Annotated in this window: 23 protein-coding genes and 1 tRNA gene; 20 read left to right on the top strand and 4 right to left on the bottom strand. The window is 68.3% G+C overall.

Annotated elements, in window-relative coordinates; all coding sequences use genetic code 11:
• Positions 1-142 precede the first annotated feature (142 nt).
• Complete coding sequence (locus ACQ3HB_RS00190) at positions 143-1,276, top strand: AMP-binding protein (protein WP_430916655.1); 1,134 nt, start codon at positions 143-145, stop codon at positions 1,274-1,276.
• A gap of 283 nt (positions 1,277-1,559) precedes the next feature.
• Complete coding sequence (locus ACQ3HB_RS00185; RefSeq protein WP_430917740.1) at positions 1,560-2,603, top strand: 1,4-dihydroxy-2-naphthoate polyprenyltransferase; 1,044 nt, start codon at positions 1,560-1,562, stop codon at positions 2,601-2,603.
• Here ACQ3HB_RS00185 and ACQ3HB_RS00180 read toward each other — a convergent pair.
• On the bottom strand, positions 2,544-3,110 hold the full coding sequence (locus ACQ3HB_RS00180) for a DUF4229 domain-containing protein (RefSeq protein WP_430916654.1): 567 nt from the start codon (positions 3,108-3,110) through the stop codon (positions 2,544-2,546). The genes ACQ3HB_RS00185 and ACQ3HB_RS00180 overlap by 60 nt on opposite strands.
• Positions 3,111-3,181: 71 nt before the next feature.
• Between ACQ3HB_RS00180 and ACQ3HB_RS00175 the strand changes: the two genes are divergently transcribed.
• From ACQ3HB_RS00175 to ACQ3HB_RS00165, 3 genes are all read left to right on the top strand, one after another.
• Positions 3,182-3,685, top strand: coding sequence for a PLD nuclease N-terminal domain-containing protein (locus ACQ3HB_RS00175; protein WP_430916652.1), 504 nt, complete (start codon positions 3,182-3,184; stop codon positions 3,683-3,685).
• A complete protein-coding gene (gene menD / locus ACQ3HB_RS00170; RefSeq protein WP_430916650.1) occupies positions 3,682-5,502 on the top strand; it encodes a 2-succinyl-5-enolpyruvyl-6-hydroxy-3-cyclohexene-1-carboxylic-acid synthase in 1,821 nt (606 codons plus the stop codon). Before ACQ3HB_RS00175 ends, menD begins: the two co-directional genes overlap by 4 nt.
• Before the next feature lie 272 nt (positions 5,503-5,774).
• On the top strand, positions 5,775-6,656 hold the full coding sequence (locus ACQ3HB_RS00165) for a polyphosphate kinase 2 family protein (protein WP_430916648.1): 882 nt from the start codon (positions 5,775-5,777) through the stop codon (positions 6,654-6,656).
• 204 nt (positions 6,657-6,860) lie between these two features.
• Here ACQ3HB_RS00165 and ACQ3HB_RS00160 read toward each other — a convergent pair whose 3' ends face one another.
• Positions 6,861-8,111: an isochorismate synthase gene (locus ACQ3HB_RS00160; RefSeq protein WP_430916646.1), complete on the bottom strand. Its 1,251-nt coding sequence runs from the start codon at positions 8,109-8,111 to the stop codon at positions 6,861-6,863.
• 184 nt (positions 8,112-8,295) lie between these two features.
• On the opposite strand from ACQ3HB_RS00160, the gene ACQ3HB_RS00155 reads away from it, so the two are divergent.
• The 8 genes from ACQ3HB_RS00155 to ACQ3HB_RS00120 all read left to right on the top strand — a co-directional run bounded on the left by ACQ3HB_RS00155 (position 8,296) and on the right by ACQ3HB_RS00120 (position 16,964).
• Positions 8,296-8,859, top strand: coding sequence for a DUF402 domain-containing protein (locus ACQ3HB_RS00155; RefSeq protein WP_430916644.1), 564 nt, complete (start codon positions 8,296-8,298; stop codon positions 8,857-8,859).
• Positions 8,860-9,057: 198 nt separating this feature from the next.
• Entirely contained in the window at positions 9,058-9,762 is a 705-nt protein-coding gene (gene ubiE / locus ACQ3HB_RS00150) for a bifunctional demethylmenaquinone methyltransferase/2-methoxy-6-polyprenyl-1,4-benzoquinol methylase UbiE (protein ID WP_430916642.1), read from the top strand.
• A gap of 254 nt (positions 9,763-10,016) precedes the next feature.
• Positions 10,017-11,576, top strand: coding sequence for an APC family permease (locus ACQ3HB_RS00145; protein ID WP_430916640.1), 1,560 nt, complete (start codon positions 10,017-10,019; stop codon positions 11,574-11,576).
• 166 nt (positions 11,577-11,742) lie between these two features.
• Positions 11,743-12,180, top strand: coding sequence for a hypothetical protein (locus ACQ3HB_RS00140; RefSeq protein WP_430916638.1), 438 nt, complete (start codon positions 11,743-11,745; stop codon positions 12,178-12,180).
• A gap of 64 nt (positions 12,181-12,244) precedes the next feature.
• On the top strand, positions 12,245-13,309 hold the full coding sequence (locus ACQ3HB_RS00135) for a polyprenyl synthetase family protein (protein ID WP_430916636.1): 1,065 nt from the start codon (positions 12,245-12,247) through the stop codon (positions 13,307-13,309).
• A 116-nt stretch (positions 13,310-13,425) separates the two neighbouring features.
• Positions 13,426-14,784, top strand: coding sequence for an FAD-dependent oxidoreductase (locus ACQ3HB_RS00130; protein WP_430916634.1), 1,359 nt, complete (start codon positions 13,426-13,428; stop codon positions 14,782-14,784).
• A gap of 148 nt (positions 14,785-14,932) precedes the next feature.
• The gene (locus ACQ3HB_RS00125) at positions 14,933-15,886 is read left to right on the top strand and encodes a hypothetical protein (RefSeq protein WP_430916632.1); all 954 of its coding nucleotides are present in this window, start codon (positions 14,933-14,935) and stop codon (positions 15,884-15,886) included.
• Between the two features lie 43 nt (positions 15,887-15,929).
• Positions 15,930-16,964 carry an alpha/beta hydrolase gene (locus ACQ3HB_RS00120; protein ID WP_430916631.1) on the top strand — a complete coding sequence of 345 codons (1,035 nt, stop codon included), beginning with the start codon at positions 15,930-15,932 and terminating at the stop codon, positions 16,962-16,964.
• A 36-nt stretch (positions 16,965-17,000) separates the two neighbouring features.
• Here the strand turns inward: ACQ3HB_RS00120 and ACQ3HB_RS00115 are convergent, their stop codons facing one another.
• Positions 17,001-17,489, bottom strand: a complete 489-nt coding sequence (locus ACQ3HB_RS00115) for a YajQ family cyclic di-GMP-binding protein (protein ID WP_430916629.1) — start codon at positions 17,487-17,489, stop codon at positions 17,001-17,003.
• Positions 17,490-17,713: 224 nt separating this feature from the next.
• Here ACQ3HB_RS00115 and ACQ3HB_RS00110 point away from each other — a divergent pair.
• Positions 17,714-17,795, top strand: a tRNA-Tyr gene (locus ACQ3HB_RS00110).
• Between the two features lie 74 nt (positions 17,796-17,869).
• Here the strand turns inward: ACQ3HB_RS00110 and ACQ3HB_RS00105 are convergent.
• Positions 17,870-19,348 carry a peptide MFS transporter gene (locus ACQ3HB_RS00105; protein ID WP_430916627.1) on the bottom strand — a complete coding sequence of 493 codons (1,479 nt, stop codon included), beginning with the start codon at positions 19,346-19,348 and terminating at the stop codon, positions 17,870-17,872.
• 269 nt (positions 19,349-19,617) lie between these two features.
• On the opposite strand from ACQ3HB_RS00105, the gene ACQ3HB_RS00100 reads away from it, so the two are divergent.
• From ACQ3HB_RS00100 to ACQ3HB_RS00075, 6 genes are read left to right on the top strand one after another with little or no spacing between them, the layout of a single operon-like run.
• On the top strand, positions 19,618-20,676 hold the full coding sequence (locus ACQ3HB_RS00100) for a sugar ABC transporter substrate-binding protein (protein WP_430916625.1): 1,059 nt from the start codon (positions 19,618-19,620) through the stop codon (positions 20,674-20,676).
• A 22-nt stretch (positions 20,677-20,698) separates the two neighbouring features.
• Positions 20,699-21,853, top strand: a complete 1,155-nt coding sequence (locus ACQ3HB_RS00095) for a mandelate racemase/muconate lactonizing enzyme family protein (protein ID WP_430916623.1) — start codon at positions 20,699-20,701, stop codon at positions 21,851-21,853.
• A complete protein-coding gene (locus ACQ3HB_RS00090) occupies positions 21,850-22,980 on the top strand; it encodes an ABC transporter permease (protein ID WP_430916622.1) in 1,131 nt (376 codons plus the stop codon). The genes ACQ3HB_RS00095 and ACQ3HB_RS00090 overlap by 4 nt, the downstream gene beginning before the upstream one ends.
• Positions 22,977-23,999 carry an ABC transporter permease gene (locus ACQ3HB_RS00085; RefSeq protein WP_430916620.1) on the top strand — a complete coding sequence of 341 codons (1,023 nt, stop codon included), beginning with the start codon at positions 22,977-22,979 and terminating at the stop codon, positions 23,997-23,999. Before ACQ3HB_RS00090 ends, ACQ3HB_RS00085 begins: the two co-directional genes overlap by 4 nt.
• Positions 23,999-25,600: a sugar ABC transporter ATP-binding protein gene (locus ACQ3HB_RS00080; RefSeq protein WP_430916618.1), complete on the top strand. Its 1,602-nt coding sequence runs from the start codon at positions 23,999-24,001 to the stop codon at positions 25,598-25,600. Before ACQ3HB_RS00085 ends, ACQ3HB_RS00080 begins: the two co-directional genes overlap by 1 nt.
• Positions 25,600-25,932, top strand: coding sequence for an L-rhamnose mutarotase (locus ACQ3HB_RS00075; protein ID WP_430916617.1), 333 nt, complete (start codon positions 25,600-25,602; stop codon positions 25,930-25,932). Before ACQ3HB_RS00080 ends, ACQ3HB_RS00075 begins: the two co-directional genes overlap by 1 nt.
• Positions 25,933-25,984 lie beyond the last annotated feature (52 nt).

Raw genomic sequence — 25,984 nt, 5'->3', positions numbered from 1 at the left:
GGTGCCTGGATCGGTGTGGTCCGGTCCCTGAGCTTGTCGAAGGGTGAGGTTCGATCGGTGGTGCACTTCGACGGGCTCAGTGACCGGGTGCCTGGATCGGTGTGGGCTCAGCGACCAGGACCACCGGGCGTAGGGTGAATGGATGACGAGAGCACTGCAGGTCGTCCCCGCCGAACCCGCCGAACTGTTCGACGCACTCCACCGCGCGCTCGACGGGTCGGGACCCGCGGTCCTGCCCGCCCGCCTCGACGCACCGATGCCGCAGGGCCTCCCTGACGCTGTGGAGCGCAAGGTCGCCGTCATCGTCGAGACCTCCGGCTCCACGGGCGAGCCGAAGCGCGTCGTCCTCTCCACGAGCGCCCTCCTCCAGAGCGCTGCGGGCTCCGGGGCGGCGCTCGGCGGACACGGGCAACGCCAGTGGCTGCTCGCCCTCCCGGCCCACTACATCGCCGGGATCAACGTGCTCGTCCGCTCGATCGCCGAGGGCACGACCCCCGTCATCCTCGAGCCGGGACCGTTCGACGTCGCCGAATTCTGCCGACATGTTGAACGGATGACAGGCGACTCGCTCTTCGCAGCGCTCGTGCCCGCCCAACTCGCCGACCTCGTGAGCGCCGCCGAGGTGAGCACGACCGTCCGGGATACCCTCCGCGGCATGCATGGGCTGCTCGTCGGCGGACAGTCGACACCGCTCGAGCTCCGGGAGCGAGCCGACGCGCTGGACCTCCGCATCGTCCGCAGCTACGGTTCGAGCGAGACGAGCGGCGGATGCGTCTACGACGGCGTCCCGTTCGCCGGGGTCGACGCCCGGCTCATCGACGACGTCCTCGAACTCTCCGGACCCGTCCTCGCGGAGGGGTACCTGGGTGATCCCGTCCGGACCGCCGCGGCCTTCCCCGAGGAGGGCGGCCGTCGCTGGTATCGCACAGGCGACACCGCGCGCCTCGTCGACGGCGCCGTGCAGATCACGGGCCGCGCCGACAACGTCATCATCAGCGGCGGCATCAACGTCTCCCTCGACCGGGTGCAGCGGGCGGTGCGCTCGATCCCAGGGCTTGCCGATGCCGTGGTGCTGGGGATCGACGACGAGCGTTTCGGGCAGGCTTCGGTCGTCGTGACGGCGGGGGCGGGCACACTCGATGACGCACGCACGGCCGTGGAGCATGCGGTGGGACGACACGCGCGTCCGGTGCGGCTCGAGCGGGTGGCGGCGATCCCGACGCTCGCGAGCGGCAAGCCCGACGTGCAGGCCCTCCGCGCCCTCCTCACGCGCTGATCGCTCCCGGTCACTGATCCTGTCGAAGTGTCGCCGGCTGAGGACCAGCACCCCGGTCACTGAGCGTGTCGAAGTGTCGCCGGCTGGGGACCAAGGCCCCGGTCACTGAGCTTGTCGAAGTGTCGCCGGCTGGGGACCAGCACCCCGGTCACTGAGCTTGTCGAAGTGGTGACTCCTCGGGCTCTGACCCTCCGACAGGCTCAGGGACCGGGAGAGGCTCAGGGACCGCGGAAGAGCGTCGAGCACCACGTCCTGCAGCGGAGGCCGAGGCCCGGGAAGTAGAATCGCCGACGTGGCAAACGGAGCACGGCCGACAGCGCCGAAACAGCAGAGACTGAACCCTGGCAACACCCTCGCGGGGCGTGGAGCGCACGGAGGCCGGTCAGGCAACCCCGCTCGCAGCGGCGGACGCAAAGCGGCCCCGGTCCGTCCGGCGCGCTTCGGCGACTGGGTGGGAGCCGCACGCCTCCGCACCCTCCCGATGGCGGTCTCGCCCGTCATCATCGGTACCGGCGCCGCCTCCATCGCCGCGGGAGCGGGCGTCTACCACCCGATCCGCGCGCTCCTCTGCCTCGTGATCGCGGTCGCCCTGCAGATCGGCGTGAACTACGCCAACGACTACTCCGACGGCATCCGCGGAACCGACGACCAGCGCGTCGGTCCCAGCCGCCTGACCGGTTCCGGTGCGGCCAAGCCCCGCGCGGTCCTCACCGTCGCCCTCGTCTTCTTCGCGATCGCCGCGGTCGCCGGCATCGTGCTCACGATCCTCACCCAGTTCTGGTGGCTCATCGCCGTGGGTGTCGCGGCGCTGCTCGCGGCCTGGTTCTACACGGGCGGCAAGCGCCCCTACGGCTACTTCGCGCTCGGCGAGGTCTTCGTCTTCGTGTTCTTCGGACTCGTCGCGACCCTCGGCACGACGTTCGTGCAGGTCGGAACGCTCAACCAGGAGGCCTGGTTCGGCGCCGTCGCCGCAGGCCTCATCTCCTGCGCGGCGCTGACCGTCAACAACCTGCGCGACCTCGACCAGGACAAGCGCGTCGGCAAGCGGACCCTGTCCGTGCTCGTCGGACCGGTCGTGTCGAAGATCCTGTTCTGCCTGTTCCTGCTCGTCCCCATCGGGATCGGCGTGTTCCTGGCGTTCTTCTACCCGGTCGCGTGGTTCGTGCTCTTCGTGCTGCTCGCCGCGGTTCCCGCATGCGTCATCACGATCTTCGGCAAGACGCCGAGGGAACTCATCCTCGTCCTCAAGCTGACGGGCGTCGTCCAGCTAGCGTTCGGTGTGATCCTCGGCCTTGCGTTCTTCTACACGCCCGGCATCGGTTCCTGACCCGGAGTCGAACGCAACGGCGGGTGATGCAGAACTCGCTGCTGCCTGGCGTTCTTCTACACGCCCGGAATCGGTTCCTGACCCGGAGTCGAACGCAACGGCGGGTGATGCAGAACTCGCTGCTGCCTGGCGTTCTTCTAGACGCCCGGCATCGGTTCCTGACCCGGCATCGGTTCCTGACCCGCTGAGCCCGGCATCGCCTGCAACGGCGGGTGAAGCGGGCGAAGCGGGCGCCGCCGATGCCGCTCCGTCGAGGACTGCATCCTCGGAGTCCTCATCGGCGTGCGGCACGGGCTTCTCGCCGTGGCGACGCTCATAGAGCTCGGTGGCGACGGTGTCGCGCGGCGTGCGCAGGAAGATGTACGAGACGCACAGGCCCACGATCGCCGCTACGACGGCTGACACCCAACCCTGCAGCGGGGTGAGCAGGAGGAGCAGCGCGAGGGGCACGATGAAGGCCAGCAGGCGGAGCACGGTGTACTTGACGACCGGGGGGATGCGATTCACCCCACAAGTGTAGGCGTGATCCCTGACCGCAACCCCAGACACAGGTGTTGCCTGACGTTTACGATGGGTACATGGTTCGTCTCCTGATCGGTCTCGCCGTTGCGGCCGTCGTCTTCATCGTCTATTCGGTGGTCGACTGCGCAACGATGCCTCGCGAACGGGTACGCGGCATCTCGAAGCCGTCCTGGATCATCGCCATCCTCCTGCTGCCCGTCATCGGCGCGGCGCTCTGGTTCATCATCGGTCGGGTTCGCGCTCCGAAGGCTCCGCCCCGCGGCAAGGCTCCCGACGACGACCCCGACTTCCTCCGCAAGCTGGATCGCGACCGCGCGCAGACGAAGCGCATCCACGATCTCGAGGACGAGCTGAAGCGCCTCGACGATGACAACGCCTCCCCGTCGACCGACGGCCGCCCGAGCGCAGGGGGAACCGGATCGACCGGCACCGGCGCTGCAGGGCCCGGGTCTCACGGGAACGGCGCGTCGAAGCCGAAGCACCCGGACGACACTGAGCACACGGACCACCCGGATGACGGCCCGGGCAGGAAGCCGCCCGGCACACCCAGCGCCTCATGACCCCGGCAGGACTCCCGAGCCCTGCGAGTGCCGCCGCGGCCGCACTGCTGCGCGCGTTCGTCGATCTCGGGGTGACCGAGTTCGTCGTCTCGCCTGGCTCTCGATCGCAGGCGCTCGCGCTCGCCGGCGCTGCCCTCGACGACGCCGGGCTCGCCCGCGTCCACGTGCGCATCGACGAGCGGGTCGGCGGATTCCTCGCGCTCGGGCTCGCCCTCGAGACCGGTCTGCCGGCCGTCGTCATCACGACCTCGGGCACCGCGACCGCGAACCTGCATCCGGCCGTCCTCGAAGCGCACCATTCGAACGTGCCGATGATCGTGCTCACCGCCGATCGCCCCGCGGAACTCCACGGGATCCGCGCGAACCAGACGACCGACCAGAACGGCCTGTACGGGTCGGCCATCCGGCTGGCCATCGACGTTGCGGCGCCCGTCGGCGCTCCGGAGGAAGCCGATGCGATGGCGCGTCTCGCCGCATCGGCCGTCGCCGCCGCCACGGACGAGCACGTCCCGGGGCCCGTGCATGTGAACCTCGCGTACCGGGAACCGCTGTCCGGGACGATCGTCACCTCTACCGATGCCGACATCGAGGACCCTGAGGGTCCCGAGGACGAGACGTCCCCGGTCCCCGAGCTTCCGTCCCACGTCCCTGAGCTTGTCGACGGGCACACCTCTCCGGTCCCTGAGCTTGTCGACGGGCACACCTCTCCGGTCCCTGAGCCTGTCGAAGGGCGTCGCACCCCATTCCCCGGCCGTCCCGCCCTCGTCCTCGAGCGCGGTCCGCGCACGCTCGTCGTCGCCGGTCACGGTGCCGGCCCGGATGCCGAGGCGCTGGCCGCCGTCGGTGGCTGGCCGCTCATCGCCGAGGTGTCGAGCGGGTCGCGGTTCGGCCGCAACGTCGTCGTCGCCTATCGAGAGCTCCTCCGCGACGACGAGTACCGCGCGGCCGTCGAACGCGTCATCGTGTTCGGTCATCCCACGCTCAGCCGCGAGGTGCCGATGCTCCTCCAGACGCCCGGTGTCGAGACCGTCATCGTCGCTCCGACGGGTGCCGAGGTCTACAACCCGGGTCGGCTCGCGGACCACATCGCCTCCTCGGTCACCGTCGCGGACGGTCCGTCCGATCGATCCTGGCTCGGCGCGTGGGTCGTCGGTTCGCGGGAACTCGTCCCCGACCTCTCTCCGGCCGCGCCCGACCTCGAGGGCCTGCACTCGAAGACCCCGTCCACGAGGCTCGCTTCGGTTCGCGCCGAGCTCGACGCGGTTCGAGAGCCCGTCACCCGGGAGTTGCTCGTGGACGCCGTGTGGCGCGCGACGTGGCCGCACGACCGGTTGCTGTTCGGCGCCTCGCGGCTCATCCGCGTCGCCGACGGGCTGGTCCACGGCCGCAAGATTCCCGTGCACGCGAACCGTGGACTCGCGGGCATCGACGGCACCGTCGCAACGGCCACCGGCATCGCGCTCGCCAGCCAGGCCGCAGGTGCGACGGGTGTGACGCGCGTCCTCCTCGGCGACCTGACCCTCCTGCACGACGTCGGCGCCCTCCTCCTCGACGGCTCAGAGCGTCCGCGTCTCCAACTCGTCGTCGGCAACGACGGCGGCGGCACGATCTTCGACTCCCTCGAGGTCGCGTCGTCCGCGCCGGAAGCAGCGTTCGACCGCGTGCAGTACACGCCACAGACGGTCGACTTCGCCGCCCTCGCCGCCGCATACGGCTGGACCTACGTCCGCGCCGCCACACGGGGCGAGCTCGACCAGGCGTTCACGACCCCCGTCTCCGGTCCCGTGCTCGTCGAGGTGCCGCTGCCTCGTCGCTGATCACGCATAACTCCTTCGATTTCGACACGTCCCACGGGGCGACCGCGTCATTCCGGGGCGCGAGCGGGCGTTGTGGTCCGGATCGAAGGAGTTATGCGTATTGGGGCGGACGCGACCACCGGGCCGAGGAACGGCCGGGCAGGGCACTCATGTCCGGGCCGGGCGCGTTTATGCCGGCTCATCCCTCGGATTTCGCGATGCCTCGACTTTCGCGATGCCTCGGATTTCGTGATGCCTCGACTTTCGTGATGCCGCGAGGCCAGAATGGGCAGATGAGCGCAACGAAGCCGGCCAAGGTCCCGAAGTCTCCGTCATCGTGGTCGGATGATCCCGCGACGGCGCTGCGTGTCGGGCCCGGGTTCCGGCTGACCGACGTCGATCCGTCCTCCACCCCCGGATTCTCCGGAAAGAAGAAGCACGCCGAAGCCGAGTTGGCGCAGGGCGTTCCCGAGCTGTCCGCGTTGCAGGAGCGACTCTTCGCCGCGAGCACGGGTGGCGCGACCGACTCGGTCCTCCTCGTCCTCCAGGCGATGGACACGGCCGGCAAGGGCGGCATCGTGCGGCATGTCGTCGGCGCGGTGGATCCGCAGGGCGTCGACCTCGCTGCGTTCAAGAAGCCGACGAAGGAAGAACTCGGCCACGACTTCCTGTGGCGCATCGAGTCGCGTGTTCCGGGCGCCGGGCGCATCGGCGTCTTCGACCGTTCGCACTACGAGGACGTGCTCATCGGCAGGGTCCGTCAGCTCGCGCCGCCCGAGGAGATCGAGCGCCGGTACGGGGCGATCAACGACTTCGAGCAGGGGCTCGTGGAGCGTGGGATCCGCGTGGTGAAGGTGATGCTGCAGATCAGCTCCGACGAGCAGAAGGCGCGCCTCGCCGAGCGGCTGGACCGGCCTGACAAGTATTGGAAGTACAACCCGGGCGACGTCGACGAGCGCGAGCTGTGGCCGGCGTACCAGGAGGCGTACCAGCACGTGTTCGAGCGGACGAGCACCACGCTCGCGCCGTGGCACGTTGTTCCGGCGAATCACAAGTGGTTCGCGCGCATCGCCGTGCAGCGGTTGCTCATCGACACGCTCCGTGGCATCGATCCGAAGTGGCCGTTGCCCGACTACGACATCGCCGTCGAGCAGGCGCGTCTCGCCACCACCTGACGTCTGCCTGACCCGCCTGCGCGCCGCCGCCCGCAGCCCCACCCGGGTAGTGCACCCTCGGTGGTTTCACAATTCAGGACGATTTTCAGAATTCAGGATGATCGACCGGCGTGGCGCGCGGGATCATCCTGAATTGTGCGGATGTTCCTGAATTGTGCAAATCCCTGAAGGGAGTGGGCGAGGGCGGGGCAGGGAACCTGCCGGTTAGCGGAAGGCCTCGACGACGGGACGGAACTTCATCCGCGTCTCGAGCAACTCCTTCTCGGAATCGGAGTCCGCGACGATGCCACAACCCGCGTAGGCGGTGATGTCACCATCATCCGTCACCTGCGCGCATCGCAGGGCGACCGCCCACTCGCCGTCTCCAGCGGCATCGACCCACCCGACGGGACCCGCGTAGCGACCGCGGTCGAACGGTTCGAGTTCCCGGATGAGTTCCAGCGCGGCGGGCGTCGGCGTCCCGGCGACCGCAGCCGTCGGGTGGAGTGCAGCGACGAGGTCGAGCGATGACGCGCCGTCGGACAACCGGCCCTCGACATCGGTCGCCAGGTGCCACAGGTTCGGCAGCTTGAGGGTGAACGGCACCTCGCTCGTCGACAGGTGCGGGCTGTGCGGGCGCAACGCCTGCAGCACACTCTGCACGGCGAACTGATGCTCGTCCTGGTCCTTGGCGCTCGTCGCGAGGGCGACCGCCTGGTCGTGGTCGCTGTCCGCGTCCGGCCCGCGCGAGATCGTGCCGGCGAGGACGCGTGCGGACACGGAACCGTGGTCGACGCGGACGAGGGTCTCCGGGCTCGAACCGATGAAACCGTCGACGGAGTAGGTCCAGCAGTCGGGGTAACCGAGGGCGAGGTCGTAGAGCACGCGGCGGAGATCGGCTTCCGCTGGGAGGTGCCCGACGATGTCGCGGGCGAGCACGACCTTGCTGAGATCCTGGGCGCGGATGTGCGCGACGGCGGCCTCGACGGACGCGCGGAAGCCCTCGGCCGACTGCGCGCCCGGCTGCAACTGGATGCGGTACTCGGGGCCGTACCCGGTCGCATTGGAGCTGACGGACGATGTGCGTGCGTCCGGCTCGTCCGACGGGCGGATGCGCGTGACAAAGTTGTATCCGGCCTGGCGACCGACGATCGTGCGCGGGACGATGAGAACGCTCGTCGCGGAGGACTCGTCGTCGAACGCGAAGGTGCCGAACGCGACGAGGCCGGTCCCGGGGCGGCGGACCGCATCGCTCACGGTGGCGGCTGCGGCGACCTCTCGCCAGGCGGCTGCGGCATCGGTGATCCGATCGGGTCCGGAGAATTCCAAACGGAGCGCTTCGCCGATGCCGACGATGCCGTACCCCTTGCGCACCCAGAACAGCGGGTTCGCGGTGTCGGCGAGGGGGAGGAGCTGGCGCGGGTCGTCGATCGGGACGGTCTCTGCGACCAGTGACGAGGTCAGTGATGTGGTCACCCCTCAACCCTACGCCTCGCCGCTCGCCGCCCTTCCCGCGCGCTCGCCCTCCTGTACGACTCCCGTCTGCCTCCCATCTCTCTCCGATCCGTCTCCCAGCCTCAGCCCGCGAGGGGTCACGAACGGCCAGTTCGGACACCCGCGGACCGGCCATGTGCGACACCTCGCGGGCTAGGGTGTGGGGATGGGCGAGGGCGCGGGTGGGCACGAGGACGGCGGCACGTTCAGCACGGGGGACCGGTTCGTGTTCCAGTTCCGGAAATGGGACGGCGCCGAACACTGGTCCGTGCCAGCGGTCTGGCTGGGCGAGGACAAGTACGGCCAATGGTTCGGGCAGCATCCCGGCACCCTGAGCAGCCGGCCCGGCGCGAGCTTCATCACAGACACCCCGAACGTGTCCCTCGTCCCGGACGGCACGCCCTGGGTGGCGACCTTCTACCCGCCGGGCCACCACGACCGCGTGGAGGTCTACATCGATCTCGCGGCGGACGTCGTCCTCACCCCGGAGCGGCAGTCCGGCATCGACATGGACCTCGATGTCATCCGCACCGATGACGACCGCGGCACCTGGATCGACGACGAGGACGAGTTCGAGGATCACGCGAAGGCGATGTCGTACCCCGCCGATGTCATGGAGCTCACGGAGACCGCCGCGGCGGCCCTCCGTGTCCAGGTGGAGTCGCGCATCGAGCCGTTCGACCGCACGCCCTTCCGCTGGCTCGCTGTCCTCGCGACCCTCCCGCGCTGATCCGCCCGTGCCGACTCGTGCGCGCTGAGCTGCTCGCCCCCCCCCCGCACGCCCATTTGCACAATTCAGGACCGTTTGCAGAATTCAGGACATCCGATCGGCGTGGCGTCCCGAACTCTCCTGAATTCTGCAGATGTTCCTGAATTGTGAAAACACCTCTCGGGCTGGACGGCCAGGGGGCGCGGTTAGGATGAACGAGTGAATCGCGCAGACCTGTCCAAGCAGCCGGAGCAGGTCTCCGCCATGTTCGACGACGTGTCCACCAACTACGACCGCATGAACGCGATGCTGTCCGTTGGCAACGACACCCTGTGGCGCATCGTCACCACGCGCACCGTCGGCTCGACCGCCGGCGAACGCGTCCTCGACCTCGCCGCAGGCACCGGCACGTCCTCAGCATCACTCGCGAAGAACGGCGCGCACGTGGTCGCCGCCGACTTCTCACCAGGCATGATCGCCGTGGGCCGCGAGAAGTACCGCGACGTCCCCAACATCGAATTCGTCGAAGCCGATGCCACGAAGCTGCCGTTCGCCGACGCGGAATTCGACGCCACCACGATCTCGTTCGGGCTCCGCAACGTCGTCCGCCCAAAGGACGCGCTCGCCGAGATGTTCCGCGTGACGAAGCCAGGCGGCCGCATCGTGATCTGCGAGTTCTCGACCCCTGTCATCGCCCCCATGCGCGCCGCGTACAACCTGTACCTGGAACGCGTCATGCCGATCGTGGCGGGCATCGCCAGCTCCAACGCAGACGCGTACACGTATCTCAACGACTCGATCCGCGCCTGGCCGAAGCAGCAGGAGCTCGCCGGCTGGCTGCGCGAAACCGGGTACGAGCGGGTGGCCTACCGCAACCTGACCGGAGGCATCGTCGCGCTGCATCGGGGCGTCAAGCCGCTCTGATCCGGGAGCTCCGGCCGGTGGCGTGTGCCCTTCGACAGGCTCAGGGACCGGGGCGGGGCTCTGCGGATGTGCGCCCTTCGACAGGCTCAGGGACCGGGGCAGGGCTCTGCAGACGTGAACCCTTCGACGGGCTCAGGGACCGGAGACTCGGGCTCAGGGACCGGGGCGGGGTGTCGGGCCCAGGGACCGGGCTGAGGGCACGTGCCCCGATCGGGTCCATTGACACACGCCGAGGCGCCCACTAGCTTTCGGTCATGACGGCACACGACACAGCGCGGTCCCCGGAACAACCCCAGGCCACGGGTGGGAAAGGCCTGGCGACAGGCACGCTCGGCCTGTTCGGCTCGGTCATCATCGGCCTCGCCTCCACAGCCCCGGTCTACTCGCTCGTCGCGACCCTCGGATTCGTCGTCCTCGCGGTGGGTGCGCAGGCGCCGATCGCGTTCATCGTGGCATTCATCCCGATGCTGTTCATCGCCTTCGCGTACCGGGAACTGAACCGGGACGTGCCCGACTGCGGCACGACGTTCACCTGGGCGACGAAGGCCTTCGGCCCTGTCACCGGTTGGATCGGCGGGTGGGGTGTCGCGCTCGCGGGCATCGTCGTCCTCGCCAACCTCGCGCAGGTCGCCGGCCAATACCTGTGGCTGCTCATCGGCGACGGTTCGCTCGCTCAGAACGTACCCCTCGTCACGGCGACGGGTGTCGTGTTCATCGCGCTCATGACCTGGGTCAGCTATCGCGGCATCGAGTTGGGGGAGAGGATCCAGAACATCCTCCTCGCCGTCCAGTACCTCGCGCTCGTCCTCTTCGCCGTGTTCGCGTTCCTCGGCGCGGCGAACGGGTCCGCCCCAGACGCCACGCCGATCTCCCTCGACTGGTTCAACCCGTTCGCGTTCACCGATTTCCACGGGTTCACCGAGGCCGTCCTGCTCGCCCTGTTCATCTACTGGGGCTGGGACACGTGCCTCGCGCTCAACGAGGAGACGAAGGACCCGCAGAAGATCCCCGGCCGCGCAGCCCTCATCTCGACGGTCGTCCTCCTCATCACCTACGTGACGGTGACGGTCGCGGCGATGGTCTACGCGGGCCTCGGCACGACGGGGACGGGCCTCGGGAACGAGGACAACGCGAACGACATCTTCCTGGCGCTGAAGGACCTCATCCTCGGTCCGTGGGCGTGGATCCTCGTCGTCGCGGTACTCATCTCCGCGGTCTCCTCCACACAGACGACGATCCTCCCGACGGCCCGCGGGACGCTCGCGATGGCCGCGTACAAGGCGCTGCCGAAACGCTTCTCGACGGTGCATCCGACGTTCAAGACGCCGTCGTTCTCGACGCTCGTCATGGGCATCGTCGCGATCGTCTACTACGTGGGCATGACGTTCGTGAGCGAGAACATCCTGGCCGACTCGATCCTGTCCCTCGGCCTCGCGATCGCCTTCTACTACGGGATCACCGGGTACGCGTGCGTCTGGTACTTCCGGAAGGTGCTGTTCCGGTCGGCGCGGGACTTCGTGTTCAAGGGGCTCTTCCCGCTGCTCGGTGCGCTGATGCTGACGTACGCGTTCGTGCAGAGCTGCATCGACATGTTCGCCGTGGACTACGGGTACACGGTCCTCTTCGGCGTCGGCGGCACGTTCGTGATCGGCGTCGGCTCGCTCGCGTTCGGGTTCGTGCTGATGCTGCTGTGGTGGACGCGGACGTCGTCGAAGCCGTTCTTCCGCGGTGAGAGCCTCAACCGCGACACCGAGGTGCTCGTGCCGGAGGAGTCGATCGAGTACGGGCGTTCGGTGGACGGCGGGTTGACGTAGCACTTCGACGGGCTCAGCGACCGGGGCACTTCGACGGGCTCAGTGACCGGGGCACATCGACGGGCTCAATGTCCGGGGCGGTGGGCGAGCACTTCGACAGGCTCAGTGACCGGGGCGGTGGCGGGGGACTTCGACACGTTCAGGGACCAGCCTTCATACTGGGTGCATGCTCGACAACCTCCCAGGCGGCCCGTGGCTGTGGGGGATCGCGATCGTGGGGCTCCTCGCCCTCGTCGTGATCCTGCAGATCCGCCGCGCCAAGACGACCATCGGCCGTCCGTACGACCGCTTCGACACGACCGAGATCCCGCCGGACACGCTCGGCACGAGGGAGTTCATCGTGCGGGACGACGCGACCGGCTCGCGGCTGCAGTTCACGACGATGGGCAGCACCGGTCAGGTGGTCGAGGTCGTCGTCCGCGCCAAGCACCACGGCACCGGTGTGGAGGCCGCGCTCTTCGAAGCGGCGCTCCCGTCGGCTCCCGCGGTGACCTCCTGGACGTGGCCTGCGCTGAACGCCGACGGCTACGCGATGGTGCAGGGGCTCGCCCGCACGATGTCCCACCTCGAGTTCTTCGACTCGAACGGGATGCGTGTGCGCTGATCCGCACGTGCGGATGTCCTGTGACAGGCACGGTTCCCCGACAGAACACGGATAGGCTAGTCCTGTGAATCCCAGCGCGACCCGACGTGTCAGCAGCCTGGCCGGCCAGGTCGGACTGACCGAGCGCGTCTTCGCGTCCGGAGCCGACAAGAAGCTGGCCCGGACGATCGACGACGGCATCGATCGTCTCGAAGCGGGGCTCGAACGTCAGCTCGCCTTCACGGACGACCTCGTCGACGTGACCGCCCGCTACCTGCTGGAAGCCGGTGGCAAGCGCATCCGCCCGCTGCTCACCCTGCTCATCTCGCAGCTCGGCAACGGCATCACGGACGAAGTGCTGCTCGCGGCGGAAGCCATCGAGATCACCCACCTGGGTTCGCTCTATCACGACGACGTCATGGACGATGCGGACAAGCGTCGTGGCGTTCCGAGCGCGCACCAGGTCTTCGGCAACAACACCGCCATCCTCACGGGCGACCTGCTCTTCGCCCGCGCCAGCCAGCTCATGGCCGACCTCGGAGAACGAGCCATCCGTCTGCAGGCCGGCACCTTCGAGCGCCTGGTCCTCGGTCAGCTGCACGAGACCATCGGTCCGCGCGACGGTGAGGACGCCGTCGCCCACTACATCCAGGTCCTCTCGGACAAGACCGGTTCGCTCATCGCCGCCGCCGCCCGGAGCGGGGTCATCTTCTCCGGTGCGCCCGCCGAGTTCGAACAGCCCGTCGTCGACTTCGGTGAGAAGATCGGCATCGCCTTCCAGCTCATCGACGACGTCATCGACCTCTCGCCGCAGCCGGAGGAGACCGGCAAGGTCCCCGGAACCGATCTGCGCGCCGGCGTCGTGACGCTCCCCATGCTGTACCTCCGGCTCGAAGCGCTCGCCGACCCGGCTGCGGCGTCGCTCGTCGCGCGGATCGACGCCGAGGTCGCCAACCAGGCGGACCACGACCCGGCGGTCTTCGCCGACCTCGTCACGGAGTTGCGCGAGCACGCCGTGACGGCGCGCACCTTCACCGAGGCGCGCCAGTGGTCTGCCGATGCGATCGCCTCGATCGCGCCGCTGCCGAACGGCTCCGTCAAGAAGTCGCTCATCAACTTCGCCGAGGCGGTCGTCGACCGCACGAGCTGAGTCGGCGCGCGGAACCCACGCCCTCTGGCGGGCCCGCGCCCGGATCGTTCCGAGCGGAACGACCCGGAGGTGCCGAAGTCGAGAACCCCACTGTGGGCTGAGGAAAGGAACCATCCGTGACCAAGCTGAGGCTGGCCATCGTCGGAGCAGGACCCGCCGGCATCTACGCCGCCGACATCCTTCTCAAAGCGGAACGGAAGTTCGACGTCTCGATCGACCTCTTCGAGCAACTCCCGGCGCCCTATGGACTCGTCCGCTACGGCGTCGCCCCGGACCACCCGCGCATCAAGGGCATCATCAACGCCCTCCGCGACGTGCTCGACCGCGGTGACATCCGCATCTTCGGCAATGTGAACTTCGGCACCGACATCACGCTCGATGACCTGAAGCACCATTACAACGCCGTCATCTTCTCCACGGGCGCCATCCAGGACGCACCCCTCGACATCCCCGGCGTCGACCTCGACGGCTCCTACGGCGCGGCCGAGTTCGTCAGCTGGTTCGACGGCCACCCGGACGTTCCGCGCACGTGGCCGCTCGAAGCGGAGTCCGTCGCCGTCCTCGGCAACGGCAACGTCGCGCTCGACGTCTCGCGCATCCTCGCGAAGCACGCCGAGGACCTCCTCAGCACGGAGATCCCCGACAACGTGTACGAGGGGCTCAAGCAGTCGCCCGTCACGGACGTCCACGTCTTCGGCCGCCGCGGCCCGGCGCAGGTCAAGTTCACGCCGCTCGAACTCCGTGAGCTCGGGGAGCTGCGCGACGTCGACATGATCGTGTACGACGAGGACTTCGACTACGACGAGGCGTCCAAGGCAGCGGTCACGAGCAACAAGCAGGTCATGGTCATCGACCGCGTGCTGCAGCAGTGGCGGAAGCGCGAGGTCGGCGAGGCATCGCGTCGCCTGCACCTCCACTTCTACGCGAAGCCGCTCGAGCTCGTCGACGACGGCACCGGCAAGGTCGCAGCGATCCGCTACGAGCGCACGCAGCCGGACGGCGAGGGCGGCGTGGTCGGAACGGGCGAGATCCGTGAGATCCCCATCCAGGCGATGTACCGCGCGGTCGGCTACTTCGGCAGCCCGCTCGACGGCGTCCCGTTCGACGAGATCCACGGCGTCATCCCCAACCATGAGGGCAAGGTCCTCCAGGCCGGGAGCAACGAGCGCGTGCCCGGCGTCTACGCGACGGGGTGGATCAAGCGCGGCCCCGTCGGCCTCATCGGCCACACGAAGTCCGACGCGATGGAGACCATCAGTCACGTCATCAACGACCAGGCCGACTGGTGGACGCCCGTCGACCCGAGCGAGGAATCGATCGTCGCGCTGCTCGACGAGCGCGGCGTGAAGTTCACCGATCTCGACGGCTGGCACCACCTCGACGAGCACGAGATCGCCCTCGGCGCACCGCACGAGCGTGCACGCATCAAGGTCGTCCCACGAGACGAGATGGTCCGCATCTCCCGGAACGAGTAGTCGCGGGAGCGCTTCCGAGTCGATGGCGCGTGCTCCGCAAGGGCACGCGCCATCGGTGTTCCTCCGCTCCGCGACCGGCCGTGACGCGTCTTCGTCGCACGTCGTCACGCTCGCCGATCGGCGCTCCGCGCTTCACTATGCTGGACGCATGACCGACCCCAACGCGCCTCAGAACGTCCCGCCGGTGGCCCCTCAGCAGCAGCAGCAGCCGACGCCGGTTCCGCCGTCGCAACCACCGTTCATCGCCCCGCAGGCCCCAGCGCAGCAGCAGCCGCCCCAGTACGGTGAGCGCGTGCCGGAGCAGGCGCAGCAGACGGGTCAGCAGCCGAACTTCGGACAGGCGCAGCAGCCGGGGTACCCCTACGGCCAGCCGCAGCCGGGCGAGCAGCAGTACGGTCAGGCGCAGGGGCAGCCGGGTCAGCCGCAGTCTGGCCAGCAGCAGTACGCGCAGCCTCAGCAGCAGTACGGCCAACAGCAGAGCTACGGGCAGCAGCCCCAGCAGCAGCAGTACGGGCAGGCGCCCGCTGCGCCGCGCGTGCCCAGCGCCAAGGCCCCGCAGATCCGTGCCGCGCTCGTCGCGACGGGCATCGCGGCCGGTCTCGGCCTGGTGCTCGCGCTCGTCGGCCTGATCGGCGCGTTCTTCACCCCGTACTTCTCGCAGTACGCCGGCGAGTCGCTCCTGAGCTTCGGCGCGAACCTCTTCAACCTCATCATCTGGGGCGCCGCTGCGTTCGTCGTCCTCGTCTACGTGAAGCCGCTGACCGCCGCCTACGACGCGAAGAGCCTGCTCACCTCGATCGGTCTCGCGGCCGCAGCCGGCACCGTCGTCCTCCTCGTGTTCGTCGCCGTCGCCACGATCGTCCGGTCGATCAACGACAACCTCGGCTTCGCCTACTTCGTGAACAACGGCTTCTTCGGCCCGATCATCTACGGCGTCTACCTGGCGGGCTTCCTCACGATCGGTGCGGACATCGCCACGAACGCGCTCGCAGGGCGCACCCGTCCGGAGCCCAACGCCCAGCCCTCCGCGCAGGCGCCGTACGGTCATGACCCCTCCGGCCAGCAGCAGGCGCAGGGGTATCCGCAGCAGCCTCAGCAGTAGTCGGTTCACGCACGCGCCGACACCGTACCCCTAGGGTGGGGTGATGGGGAAAGCGCGTGCGTGGCAACCGGATCTGCTGGGGGACGGGTTCCAGCAGCTCACTCTTGAGCTCCAACCGGACACGGAGGGCGAGGTCGTCGCGACGCTCGTTCGCCATCGGCCGAGTCCGCTCGAACAGCTCGAGGAGTTCCTGTTCCCCGACGTCGCGGACGGGGTCGACGTCTTGTACGTACACGGCTGGTCCGACTACTTCTTCCAGACCCACCTCGCCCAGTTCTGGTCGGGCCTCGGCGCCCGCTTCTACGCGCTCGACCTCCGCAAGTACGGGCGCAGTCTGCGTGAGCACCAGACGCCCGGCTACACCGACAGCCTCGCGACGTACGACGAGGACATCGATGCCGCGCTCGAGGCGATGGGGCACGGCTCGTCCGGCGGAAACGGCGGCAAGCGAAACGGCCGGAAGCTCGTCCTCCTCGGGCACTCCACTGGCGGCCTCACGCTCAGCCTGTGGGCGGCGCGGCACCAGCATCGTGTCACCGCGCTCATCCTGAACAGCCCGTGGTTGGAGTTCCAGTCGCGGCAGATCGGGCGGAAGACGATCGCGCCGATCATCCAGGTGGGCGCGAGGATCGACCCGCTCGCGCAGCTCCCCGTCGTCGACCTCGGCTTCTACACGAGATCGGTCTCGAAGACGATGGACGGCGAGTGGGACTACAACCTGGACTGGCGGCCGCTCCACGGCTTCCCGCTCCACCCGGGCTGGTTGAACGCGATCCTCCGGGGTCAGACGACCGTCGACGCTGGCCTGCAACTCGCGATTCCCGTGCTCACCCTGCTCTCGGCACGCAGCACCCTCCTGCCGAGGTGGACGGAGGCGATGCGGCACAGCGATGTCGCGCTCGACGTCGTCGGGGTCGCCCAACGAGCGCTCGACCTCGGAAGGCTCGTGACGATCGCCAGACTCGACGGCGCACTGCACGACGTGTTCCTCTCAGAGGAGGACGTGCGGGCGCATGCGTTCGCCGACATCAGGCGATGGGCGCGATCGTATCTGCGGGAGGAACCCGCGAACCGCTGATCGACGCCGAGTACCGCGGAGCCGGCCGAGCGGTGGTTACCGGTAGTTGGTGAACTGCAGGTCGATGTCGAGGTCGGCGTTCTTGAGGAGCGCCATCGTGGCCTGGAGGTCGTCGCGGCTCTTCGAGGAGACGCGCAGTTCGTCGCCCTGGATCTGCGACTTGACCGACTTGGGGCCCTCGTCGCGGATGAGCTTGTTCGCCTTCTTGGCGATCTCCTGGCTGATGCCCTCCTTGAGGGTCGACTCGATGCGGTACTCCTTGCCGCTCGCGAACGGCTCGCCGGAGTCGAGGCTCTTGAGCGAGATGCCGCGCTTGATGAGCTTCGACTGGAAGACGTCGAGGATCGCGTTGACGCGCTCCTCGGTGTTCGCCTTCATCAGGATCTTCTCGCCGCTCCAGGCGATCGATGCTCCGACGTTCTTGAAGTCGTAGCGCTGCTCGATCTCCTTGTGCGCCTGGTTGAGGGCGTTGTCCGCCTCCATCTTGTCGACCTTGCTCACGACGTCAAACGATGAATCTGCCATCCCACCATGCTACCCGGCCTCGTCTCCGGGTCCAGGCCGCGCTGGGTTCCCGGGCGGTTGAGTCGCCGTTCTGCCCTGTGCTTCCAGGCGTTGGTGCCGCGGTTCCACACTGTGCTTCCGGGCATCCGGACCACCGTTCCGCGCCGATTTCGCGTCAGGGGCTCTGACGAGTATTCTTGTGAAGCGCTTTCGGTTGGCTGATGCAAGTTGGTCGGGCGCGCCCTGGCGAGTTACCCTAGCGGCCAAAGGGATCTGACTGTAAATCAGACGGCTCAGCCTTCGGGGGTTCGAATCCCTCACTCGCCACAGGCAGATGTACAGAACAGCCCCGCTCCTTCCGAGGAGCGGGGCTGTTCTCGTTCCACACGGTTCCGGGCCGACTAGCGGACGCCCCTCATGAGGCGCAGGACCATCGGGCTGAAGACGGCGAGCAGGATGCCGATCAGGATCGCGACACCGCCGATGACGCTGAAGTAGGCCGTCTCCGTCTCCGGCGTGTACAGCTTCGCGAGCTGCCCCGCCATCGCCGTCCCGAGGGAGACCGACAGGAAGTACAGCGCGACCATCTGCGCCTCGAAGGCGTGCGGTGCGAGCTTCGTGGAGGCGGACAGGCCGACCGGGGAGATGAGCAGTTCCGCCATCGTGAAGACGAGCAGGATGCCGATCATCGCGATGAGCGGCGTGCTGTTGGGTCCGCCGCCCGCCCAGGCGAGGAAGAGGAGGAACGCGAGCCCCATGAGGATCGTGCCGGCCGCGAACTTCACGGGCGTGGACGGCTGACGGTCGCCCCATTTCGTCCAGATCGCCGCGAAGACGCCCGAGAGGATGATGATGAAGATCGGGTTGATCGACTGCACCCACGGGATCGGGAACTCCCAGCCGAACAGGTTCCGGTCGAGGCGTTCGTCCGAGTAGATCGTGAGGACCGTGAACTGCTGCTGGTACAGCGACCAGAACGCGGCGTTCGCGATGAAGAGCGGAATGAACGCGAACAGGCGGCTGCGTTCCGTACTGGAGACGAGCTTCGAGGAGAGCATGACCGCGAAGTACGACACGGCGGCGACGATCACGAGCCCGATGATGACGAGCGGCAGGTTCTCCGCGGTCACGACGCCGGTGACGACGAGGACGATGGCCACGACGACGAACGCCGCGGCGAGGCCGGCCATGAGTGCACGGCGGTTTCGGGGGAGCGGGTTCGGGACCGCACGGGCCTCGTCGGGGAGGCGTTTCCGGCCGAACGAGTACTGGATGAGCCCGACGGCCATGCCGGCGGCAGCGAGTCCGAAGCCCCAGTGGAAGCCGGCAGTGCTTTGGACGAGTCCCGTGAGGATCGGCCCCAGGAAGCCGCCGAGGTTGATGCCGAGGTAGAAGATCGAGAAGCCGGCGTCGCGTCGGGGGTCCTTCTCGCCGTAGAGGGTGCCGACGATGCGGGTCGCGTTGGCTTTCAGTCCGCCGCTGCCGAAGGCGACGAGGATGAGGCCGACGACGACTCCCGCGCCGCCCGGGATGATCGCGAGGGCGACGTGACCGGCCATGATGACGATGGCGCCCGCGAAGAGGACCCGTTCCGAGCCGAGGACACGGTCCGCGAGCCACGCGCCGAGGATCGTGGACAGGTAGACGCTGCCGCCGTACGCTCCGACGATGCCGGCCGCCGTCGCCTTGTCGACGCCGAGGCCGCCGTCGGTGACGGAGAAGTACAGGTAGATGAGCAGGATGCCCTGCATGCCGTAGAAGGAGAAGCGTTCCCACATCTCCACGCCGAAGACGTTGGCGAGCGCTCGGGGCTGGCCGAAGAAGGCCTTCGCGTCCCCGCCCGGCTGCGGTGGGTGCTCGGTCGTGGGGGTGGTGTTCATGGAAACCATCGTTTCACATCACGATCACCCGTCAATGTTAGATACGTAGCCTCATCGAGTTTCAGGCTCACATCACGATCCGGTCTCGGAACGCCCGCAGGGTAGACATCGGATGTTAGCGTCGGCGGAACGAGGAGCTGCGGCGAAACTGCCTGATAGTGGTCGGTATTGATCCGACCCTTGACAACCGCGGCGCCGGCGATAGGCTCCTCAAGTACAGATCCTATTGGATATTCTATTTTCGAAGTGTTTCTCAGAGTGGAGGAATCATGATCGTTCGCAGCAAGGTCACCCGCGGCCTGCTCGCCGCCGCAGCAATCACCCTGGCATTGTCCACGGCAGCGTGCACGAGCAAATCGGCCGGAACCGCCGACAGCGCAGGCTCCGGCGGGATGGAGTCGGTGAAGGTCGCCCTCGTACCGGGCGGATCGCACCCGTACTTCCAGCCGTGGGCCGCCGCAGGCAAGGAAGCGGCGAAGGACTTCGGGCTCGGCAGCGTCGCCGTCAACGAGACGGCCGAGTGGGACCAGTCCAAGCAGAACGAGGTCCTCAACTCCCTCGCCGCCCAGGGCGTCAACGCGTTCGGCATCTTCGGCGTCTCGCCCACCGACATCAACACGACGTTCAAGTCCCTCAAGGACCAGGGCTTCGCCGTCGCATCGCTCGCGTCCTGTCCCGCGGGCGACGTCAACGAGGCCGATTTCTGCCTCTCCACCGACACCGAGGTCGCCGCATACAAGGCCGCGAAAGCCGCGATCGATGCGATGGGCGGCACGGGCACGCTCGTCCACCTCACCGGCAACAACGTCGACGCCAACACTCAACGCCGCATCAAGGGCGTCGAGAAGGCCGTCGCCGAGACGGGCGGATCCGTCACCCTGCTGCCGGCCGTGACCGACATCGACAAGGACCTCTCGACCGCGCAGAAGGCCGTCGCCGACCTCCTCGCCGCGAAGGGATCGGAAATCAACGGCTTCGTCTCCACGGCGTACAACCCGGCCGTCGCATCGGCGTCGGCCGTCAAGGCGTCCGGTCTCCCCATCAAGGTCGTCGCGATCGACGACGACGACGTCATCCTGAGCGGCATCGCGGACGGCTCCGTCTCCGCGACCGTCGTCCAGAACCCCGTCGGCCAGGCCTACGTGGGCTCGTGGACGCTCGGCCAGCTGCAGACGAAGGCCTGCACGATGAAGGACCCGGGCGTCGTCATCGACTCCGGTTCGTTCGTCGTCACGAAGGACAACGTGAAGACGTACGACGACGAGCGCAAGGCCGAGACGACGAAGCTCATGGACACGTTCAAGAGCGACCTGCTCACCTGCAAGTGACGACACTGGAGCACTCGACATCATGACTGCGATCACCACCACCGGTGCGCCCACGAACGCGGGAGCGTTCACGGCCGCGTTCTCCGGGGCCGCCGCGATCACCGCCGCCCGCGCCTCCCTCATCGACCTCGAGGTCGAGACGGTACGCACCGACGCCGTCCAGAGCTTCCTGAAGCAGGAGACGATCTTCGTGGAGATCGACACCGCCGACGGACTCACGGGTGTCGGGTACTCCTACACGATCGGGACGGGGGGTCGCGCGGTGCTGTCGATGCTGCGCGACCACCTGATCCCGTCGCTCATCGGTCTCGACAGCCGCGCGATCGAAGCCGTCTGGACCACGCTCTTCCGGTCCACGCGGGCGACGACGGTCGGGGCGATCACCTCGCTCGCGCTCGCCGCGATCGACACCGCGCTGTGGGACGTCCGCGGCAAGCGCACGGGCGAACCGCTCTGGCGCATGGCCGGAGGGTATCGTCGCGAGGTGCCGCTGTACGACACGGAGGGCGGCTGGCTGCACCTCTCTCAGGGCGACCTCGTCGCGGGAGCCCTCGAATCGCAGGCCAAGGGCCTGCGGGGCGTGAAGCTCAAGGTGGGCAAGCCGTCGGTCACCGAGGACCGGGAGCGGCTGCTCGCGGTGCGCGATGCCGTCGGCGCGGACTTCCACATCATGGTCGACGCCAACCAGTCGATGACCGCGGCCGAAGCGGTGCGTCGGGCAGCCGCGTTCGAGGACGCCGACCTCTTCTGGTTCGAGGAGCCCCTGCCGGCCGACGACGTGAGCGGGCACGCACGCCTCGCCGCTTCCACGAGCATCCCCATCGCCGTGGGGGAGTCGATGTACTCGATCGCGCAGTTCCGCGACTACCTGCATCGGGACGCGGCATCGGTCGTCCAGGTCGACGTCGCCCGCATCGGCGGCATCACGCCGTGGCTCAAGGTCGCACACCTCGCGGAGGCGTACAACACGGTCGTCTGCCCGCACTTCCTGATGGAGCTCCACGTGAGCCTCGTCGCGGCGGTCCCGAACGGTCACTACGTCGAGCACATCCCGCAGCTGCGCGGCATCACGCGTGACGAACTCGAGATCCGGGACGGCCTCGCGGTCGCGCCGGAGACGCCGGGGCTCGGCATCGACTGGGACGACGACGCGATCGACGGGAGGCGGGTCGCATGAGCGTCTCGACCGCACCGAAGGCCCCGCGCACGGCGAAGGACCGGAACGCACGCGGCGCCGACACCCGTCGCCGGGGTCGTGCGCTCCTCGGCGACAACCGCATCGGCCTCCTGATCCTCATCGCGGTGCTCGTCATCGTGATCGGGAGCATCCAGCCGATGTTCTTCTCCACGCAGTTCGTCATCGCCCCCATGCTCACGAACATCGCGATCTTCACGGTCGTGGGGCTCGCGCAGATGGTCGTGCTGTCGGTCGGCCAGATGAACCTCGCGATCGGCGGGATGGCGGCCGTCGGTGCGATGGTCGCCGGCATGACGTTCCAGGCGTTCGGCGTTCCGCTCATCGTCGGGCTGCTCGCAGGGCTCCTCGCCGGCGGGCTCGTCGGGGCGATCTGCGGCGTCCTCGTCGCGAAGGCCGGCGTCAACTCCTTCGTCGTGACCCTCGCGATGAGCTTCGCGCTCCTCGGCCTCGTCCCGACGGTCTACGCACGGGTCAGCGCGGGCTCGGCCATCACGGTACAGGTGCCGGGGCTCAACGAGTTCGGCCGGTTCAAGACCTCCGATCTGTGCATCGGCGACACCTGCGGTCCGGCCGGCATCCCGCTCCTGCTCTTCGTGGCGCTGTTCGCGATGCTCGTCATCGGGTTCCTCTTCTCCCGCATGCGGTTCGGCCGTGAGACGCTCCTCACGGGGAGCAGCGATCGGGCGGCGCTCCTCTCGGGCATCCCGGTCGCCGCGCGCATCATCCTCGTCCACACGCTCTCCGGAGTCCTCGCGGGACTCGCGGGGTTCATGCTCGCGGCCAGCACGGGATCGTTCACGCCGGGCATCGGCCAGGAGTTCATGCTCCAGTCCTTCCTCGGCCCGATCCTCGGCGGCACGCTCCTCGCGGGCGGCTACGTCTCCGTGATCGGCACGTTCCTCGGCATCACGTTGACGGTCGTCATCCGGCAGGGCCTGCTCATCTTCGGCGTCGGCATCGAGGGGCTCAACATCCTCCTCGGCACCGTGCTCCTGCTCGCGCTCTCCGCCGACCGGGTCCGCGACGTGATGGGCCAGCGGTCGCAACTGCGAGCCGCCCGACAACCGTCCGTCGAACGCACCGGAGAGGCGGTGGTGTCCTCGTGAAACGCTTCGCGCGCACTCTGAAGAGCCAGAACGCGACGCTCGCGGGCGTCATCGTCGTCGGCGTCATCATCCTCACCGCGCAGTCCGGCGGCGGGTTCCTCAGCCCCATCTCCGTCGAGACGTTCTTCCAGTTCCTCGCCATCCCGATCGTCATCGGGCTCGCACAGATGGCGACGCTCGCCGTGGGCCAGCTCAACCTCGCGGTCGGCGCGATCGGCGGCTTCTCCGCGTGCCTCGCCGCCATCCTCATCGCCGACTTCGGCCTGCCCGGCTGGCTCGGCGGCATCGCGGCGATCCTCATCGGTCTCCTCGCGGGACTCGCGAACGGTCTGCTCGTCGTCCTGACCAGGATCAACGGCTTCGTCGTCACGCTCGCGACGATGACCATTCTGAGCGGAGCGCAGTACGCCCTCGTCGGCACCCGGACGATCACGGCGAACGCCTGGCCGGAACTGCAGTTGATCGGAACCGCGCGTCCGCTCGGCATCCCGCTCATCTTCTGGATCGCCGTCGCCATCGCGATCGTCCTCTCGCTCGTGTACCGGAACATGCTCTTCGCCCGCGAGATGCTCGCGAGCGGCGGCAACCCGTTGGCGGCGACGCTGAGCGGCATCTCCAACAACCGCAGCCTCGTTGCGGCGCACGCACTGTCCGGTCTGCTCTGCGGGGTCGCGGCCCTCCTCGTCCTCGCCTCGCTCCCCGGGGCGAACAAGAGCATCGGCGGCGACTGGCTCCTCTCGAGCTTCGCAGCGCCGATCATCGGCGGCGTCTCGCTCGTCGGCGGAACGGTGGCCGTGCTCGGGACCGTGTTCGCAGCGACGATCGTCCGTCTCGTCGACAGCGCCCGCGCGGCGTTCCAGCTCGACCCGAGCTGGGTCAACCTCGTGATCGGCGCCGTCGTCCTCGGAACCGTCGCCCTCGATCGGGTGCGCACGAACCGACCGAGGACCGGCCGCCGCCCCACCCCGCCAGACGCGCCGCCCACGGCAGCCGTCCGAGCCGTTGAAGGAGCACGCTGATGTCGGACCAGCAGACGATCGACCGCACGGTCGCCGAGCAGGGCTTCGCACTCGAAGCGCGTGGAATCACGAAGACGTTCCCGGGCGTCCGCGCCCTCGACGCCGTGAACCTGACGCTCAAGCGCGGCGAGGTGCACGCACTGCTCGGCGAGAACGGAGCCGGCAAGTCCACGCTCATCAAGATCCTGACGGGCATCCAACCGGCCGACTCCGGCGAACTGCTCGTGCGCGGGGAGGCGCGGACGTTCCGTTCCGCGCACGACGCGACGATGGCCGGCATCGGCGTCGTGCACCAGGAGCGCAACGTCATCGCCGACTTCACGGTCGCCGAGAACATCGTCCTCGGCAACACCCCGAAGCGTGGGGGACGGGTCGATTGGAAGGAGGTTCGGGAGGGCGCCGCGCGGGTGCTCGACCTGCTCGAGTTCCCGATCGACCCGTCCCTCCCGACGAGCCTTCTCTCGCCCGCGCAGACGCAGCTCATCGAGATCGCGCGCGGCCTGTACGCGGACAGCGCGGTGCTCCTCCTCGACGAACCGACGGCGTCGATCAGCGAGACCGAGTCGAAGCTCCTCTTCGACGTCGTGCACCGGCTGGCGGATCAGGGCCGCTCGATCCTCTTCGTGAGTCACAAGCTGGAGGAGGTCTTCGCCCACTGCGACACCGTCACGATCTTCCGTGACGGCCGGTCCGTGCTCGAATCCGCGTCGCTCGCCGACTACACGCGCGACGGCATCGTCGATCTCCTCGTCGGACGCACCCTCGCGAAACTCGACATCCCGGAACGGCCGCCGCTGCAGTCCGGAACTCCCGCCCTGGAACTCCGCGGCATCGACACCGCGAGCGGGCACAGCGGCATCGACTTCGCCGTGCGGCCGGGGGAGATCCTCGGCATGTACGGCCTGGTCGGCGCAGGGCGCAGCGAACTCGCGAGAGCGCTCCTCGGGCTCGACAAGATCACGGGCGGCGAGATCCTCGTGAACGGTCGGGTGACCACCATCCGATCCGTCGGCGACGCGCTCGACCGGCATCGCATCGGCTACGTCACCGAGGACCGCAAAGCCGAAGGGCTGTTCCTCGATCAGACCGTCGGCAAGAACCTCACCGTCACGGTCCTGCGGAAGCTGTCGAACGCGTTCGGGGTCGTTCGAGAGCGCGCCGCCGATGCGACGGCCGACGAGTTCATCGCCTCCCTCGACATCAAGGTGTCCTCGCGCGACCAGCTCGTCGGGCAGCTCTCGGGTGGCAATCAGCAGAAGGTGTCGCTCGGGAAATGGCTCGCGGCGAACACCGAGATCCTCATCATCGACGAACCGACGATCGGGATCGACGTCCGCACGAAGGGCGCGTTCTACCAGCTCATCTGGCGACTGGCGGAGGCGGGCAAGGCGATCGTCGTCATCTCGAGCGACCTCGCCGAGACGGTCACCCTCGTGGACCGCATCGTGGTCATGCAGGACTTCGTGATCGCCGGCGAGATCGACAACACGCACGACTACGACGACATGAGCAAAGCCGTCATCCGGCTCATCCACGGGCAGCGGGCCGGGGTCGGCGGCGACGGCGGGGTCGTCGGATCCACCGGGACGGAGACGGTCTGATGCGTGTCGCCCTGCACTCGATCATCCGGCCGGGGCTCGTCGACGGCTACCGGGCGGCGCACGAGCGGATCCCGGACGACCTCGTGGCGAGCTTCGCGCGCGTCGGCATCCACGACTGGACCATCTGGCGCTCGGGCGACCGGCTCTTCCACCTGGTCGTGTGCGAGGACTTCGACGCGGCGATGGCGGGACTCGACGGCGATCCGGCCCAGACCGCGTGGCAGGCGCGCATCGGCTGCTTCGTCGAGGTCTTCCGAGATGCCGACGGCGGATCGGCGATGACCCCGCTCGAGGAGGTGTGGGATCTCGCTGCGCAGCGCTCGGGTGCGTAGGCGACCGCCTGGTCGGAGGCCGTCCCTCCGACAGCTGTACTACTCTGCAAGG

Origin of the sequence: Plantibacter lichenum (assembly GCF_050587525.1) — a bacterium.
Taxonomy (GTDB): Bacteria; Actinomycetota; Actinomycetes; order Actinomycetales; family Microbacteriaceae; genus Plantibacter.
The sequence above is the reverse complement of the archived record's forward strand: the minus strand, read 5'-3'. Positions and strand labels throughout refer to the sequence as shown.

Coding starts and splice junctions, on each gene's coding strand:
- ACQ3HB_RS00190 (WP_430916655.1), top strand. CDS start 143: ATGACGAGAGCACTGCAGGTCGTCCCCGCCGAACCCGCCGAACTGTTC.
- ACQ3HB_RS00175 (WP_430916652.1), top strand. CDS start 3,182: ATGGTTCGTCTCCTGATCGGTCTCGCCGTTGCGGCCGTCGTCTTCATC.
- menD (WP_430916650.1), top strand. CDS start 3,682: ATGACCCCGGCAGGACTCCCGAGCCCTGCGAGTGCCGCCGCGGCCGCA.
- ACQ3HB_RS00165 (WP_430916648.1), top strand. CDS start 5,775: ATGAGCGCAACGAAGCCGGCCAAGGTCCCGAAGTCTCCGTCATCGTGG.
- ACQ3HB_RS00155 (WP_430916644.1), top strand. CDS start 8,296: ATGGGCGAGGGCGCGGGTGGGCACGAGGACGGCGGCACGTTCAGCACG.
- ACQ3HB_RS00145 (WP_430916640.1), top strand. CDS start 10,017: ATGACGGCACACGACACAGCGCGGTCCCCGGAACAACCCCAGGCCACG.
- ACQ3HB_RS00140 (WP_430916638.1), top strand. CDS start 11,743: ATGCTCGACAACCTCCCAGGCGGCCCGTGGCTGTGGGGGATCGCGATC.
- ACQ3HB_RS00125 (WP_430916632.1), top strand. CDS start 14,933: ATGACCGACCCCAACGCGCCTCAGAACGTCCCGCCGGTGGCCCCTCAG.
- ACQ3HB_RS00120 (WP_430916631.1), top strand. CDS start 15,930: ATGGGGAAAGCGCGTGCGTGGCAACCGGATCTGCTGGGGGACGGGTTC.
- ACQ3HB_RS00115 (WP_430916629.1), bottom strand. CDS start 17,489: ATGGCAGATTCATCGTTTGACGTCGTGAGCAAGGTCGACAAGATGGAG.
- ACQ3HB_RS00105 (WP_430916627.1), bottom strand. CDS start 19,348: ATGAACACCACCCCCACGACCGAGCACCCACCGCAGCCGGGCGGGGAC.
- ACQ3HB_RS00100 (WP_430916625.1), top strand. CDS start 19,618: ATGATCGTTCGCAGCAAGGTCACCCGCGGCCTGCTCGCCGCCGCAGCA.
- ACQ3HB_RS00095 (WP_430916623.1), top strand. CDS start 20,699: ATGACTGCGATCACCACCACCGGTGCGCCCACGAACGCGGGAGCGTTC.
- ACQ3HB_RS00090 (WP_430916622.1), top strand. CDS start 21,850: ATGAGCGTCTCGACCGCACCGAAGGCCCCGCGCACGGCGAAGGACCGG.
- ACQ3HB_RS00080 (WP_430916618.1), top strand. CDS start 23,999: ATGTCGGACCAGCAGACGATCGACCGCACGGTCGCCGAGCAGGGCTTC.
- ACQ3HB_RS00075 (WP_430916617.1), top strand. CDS start 25,600: ATGCGTGTCGCCCTGCACTCGATCATCCGGCCGGGGCTCGTCGACGGC.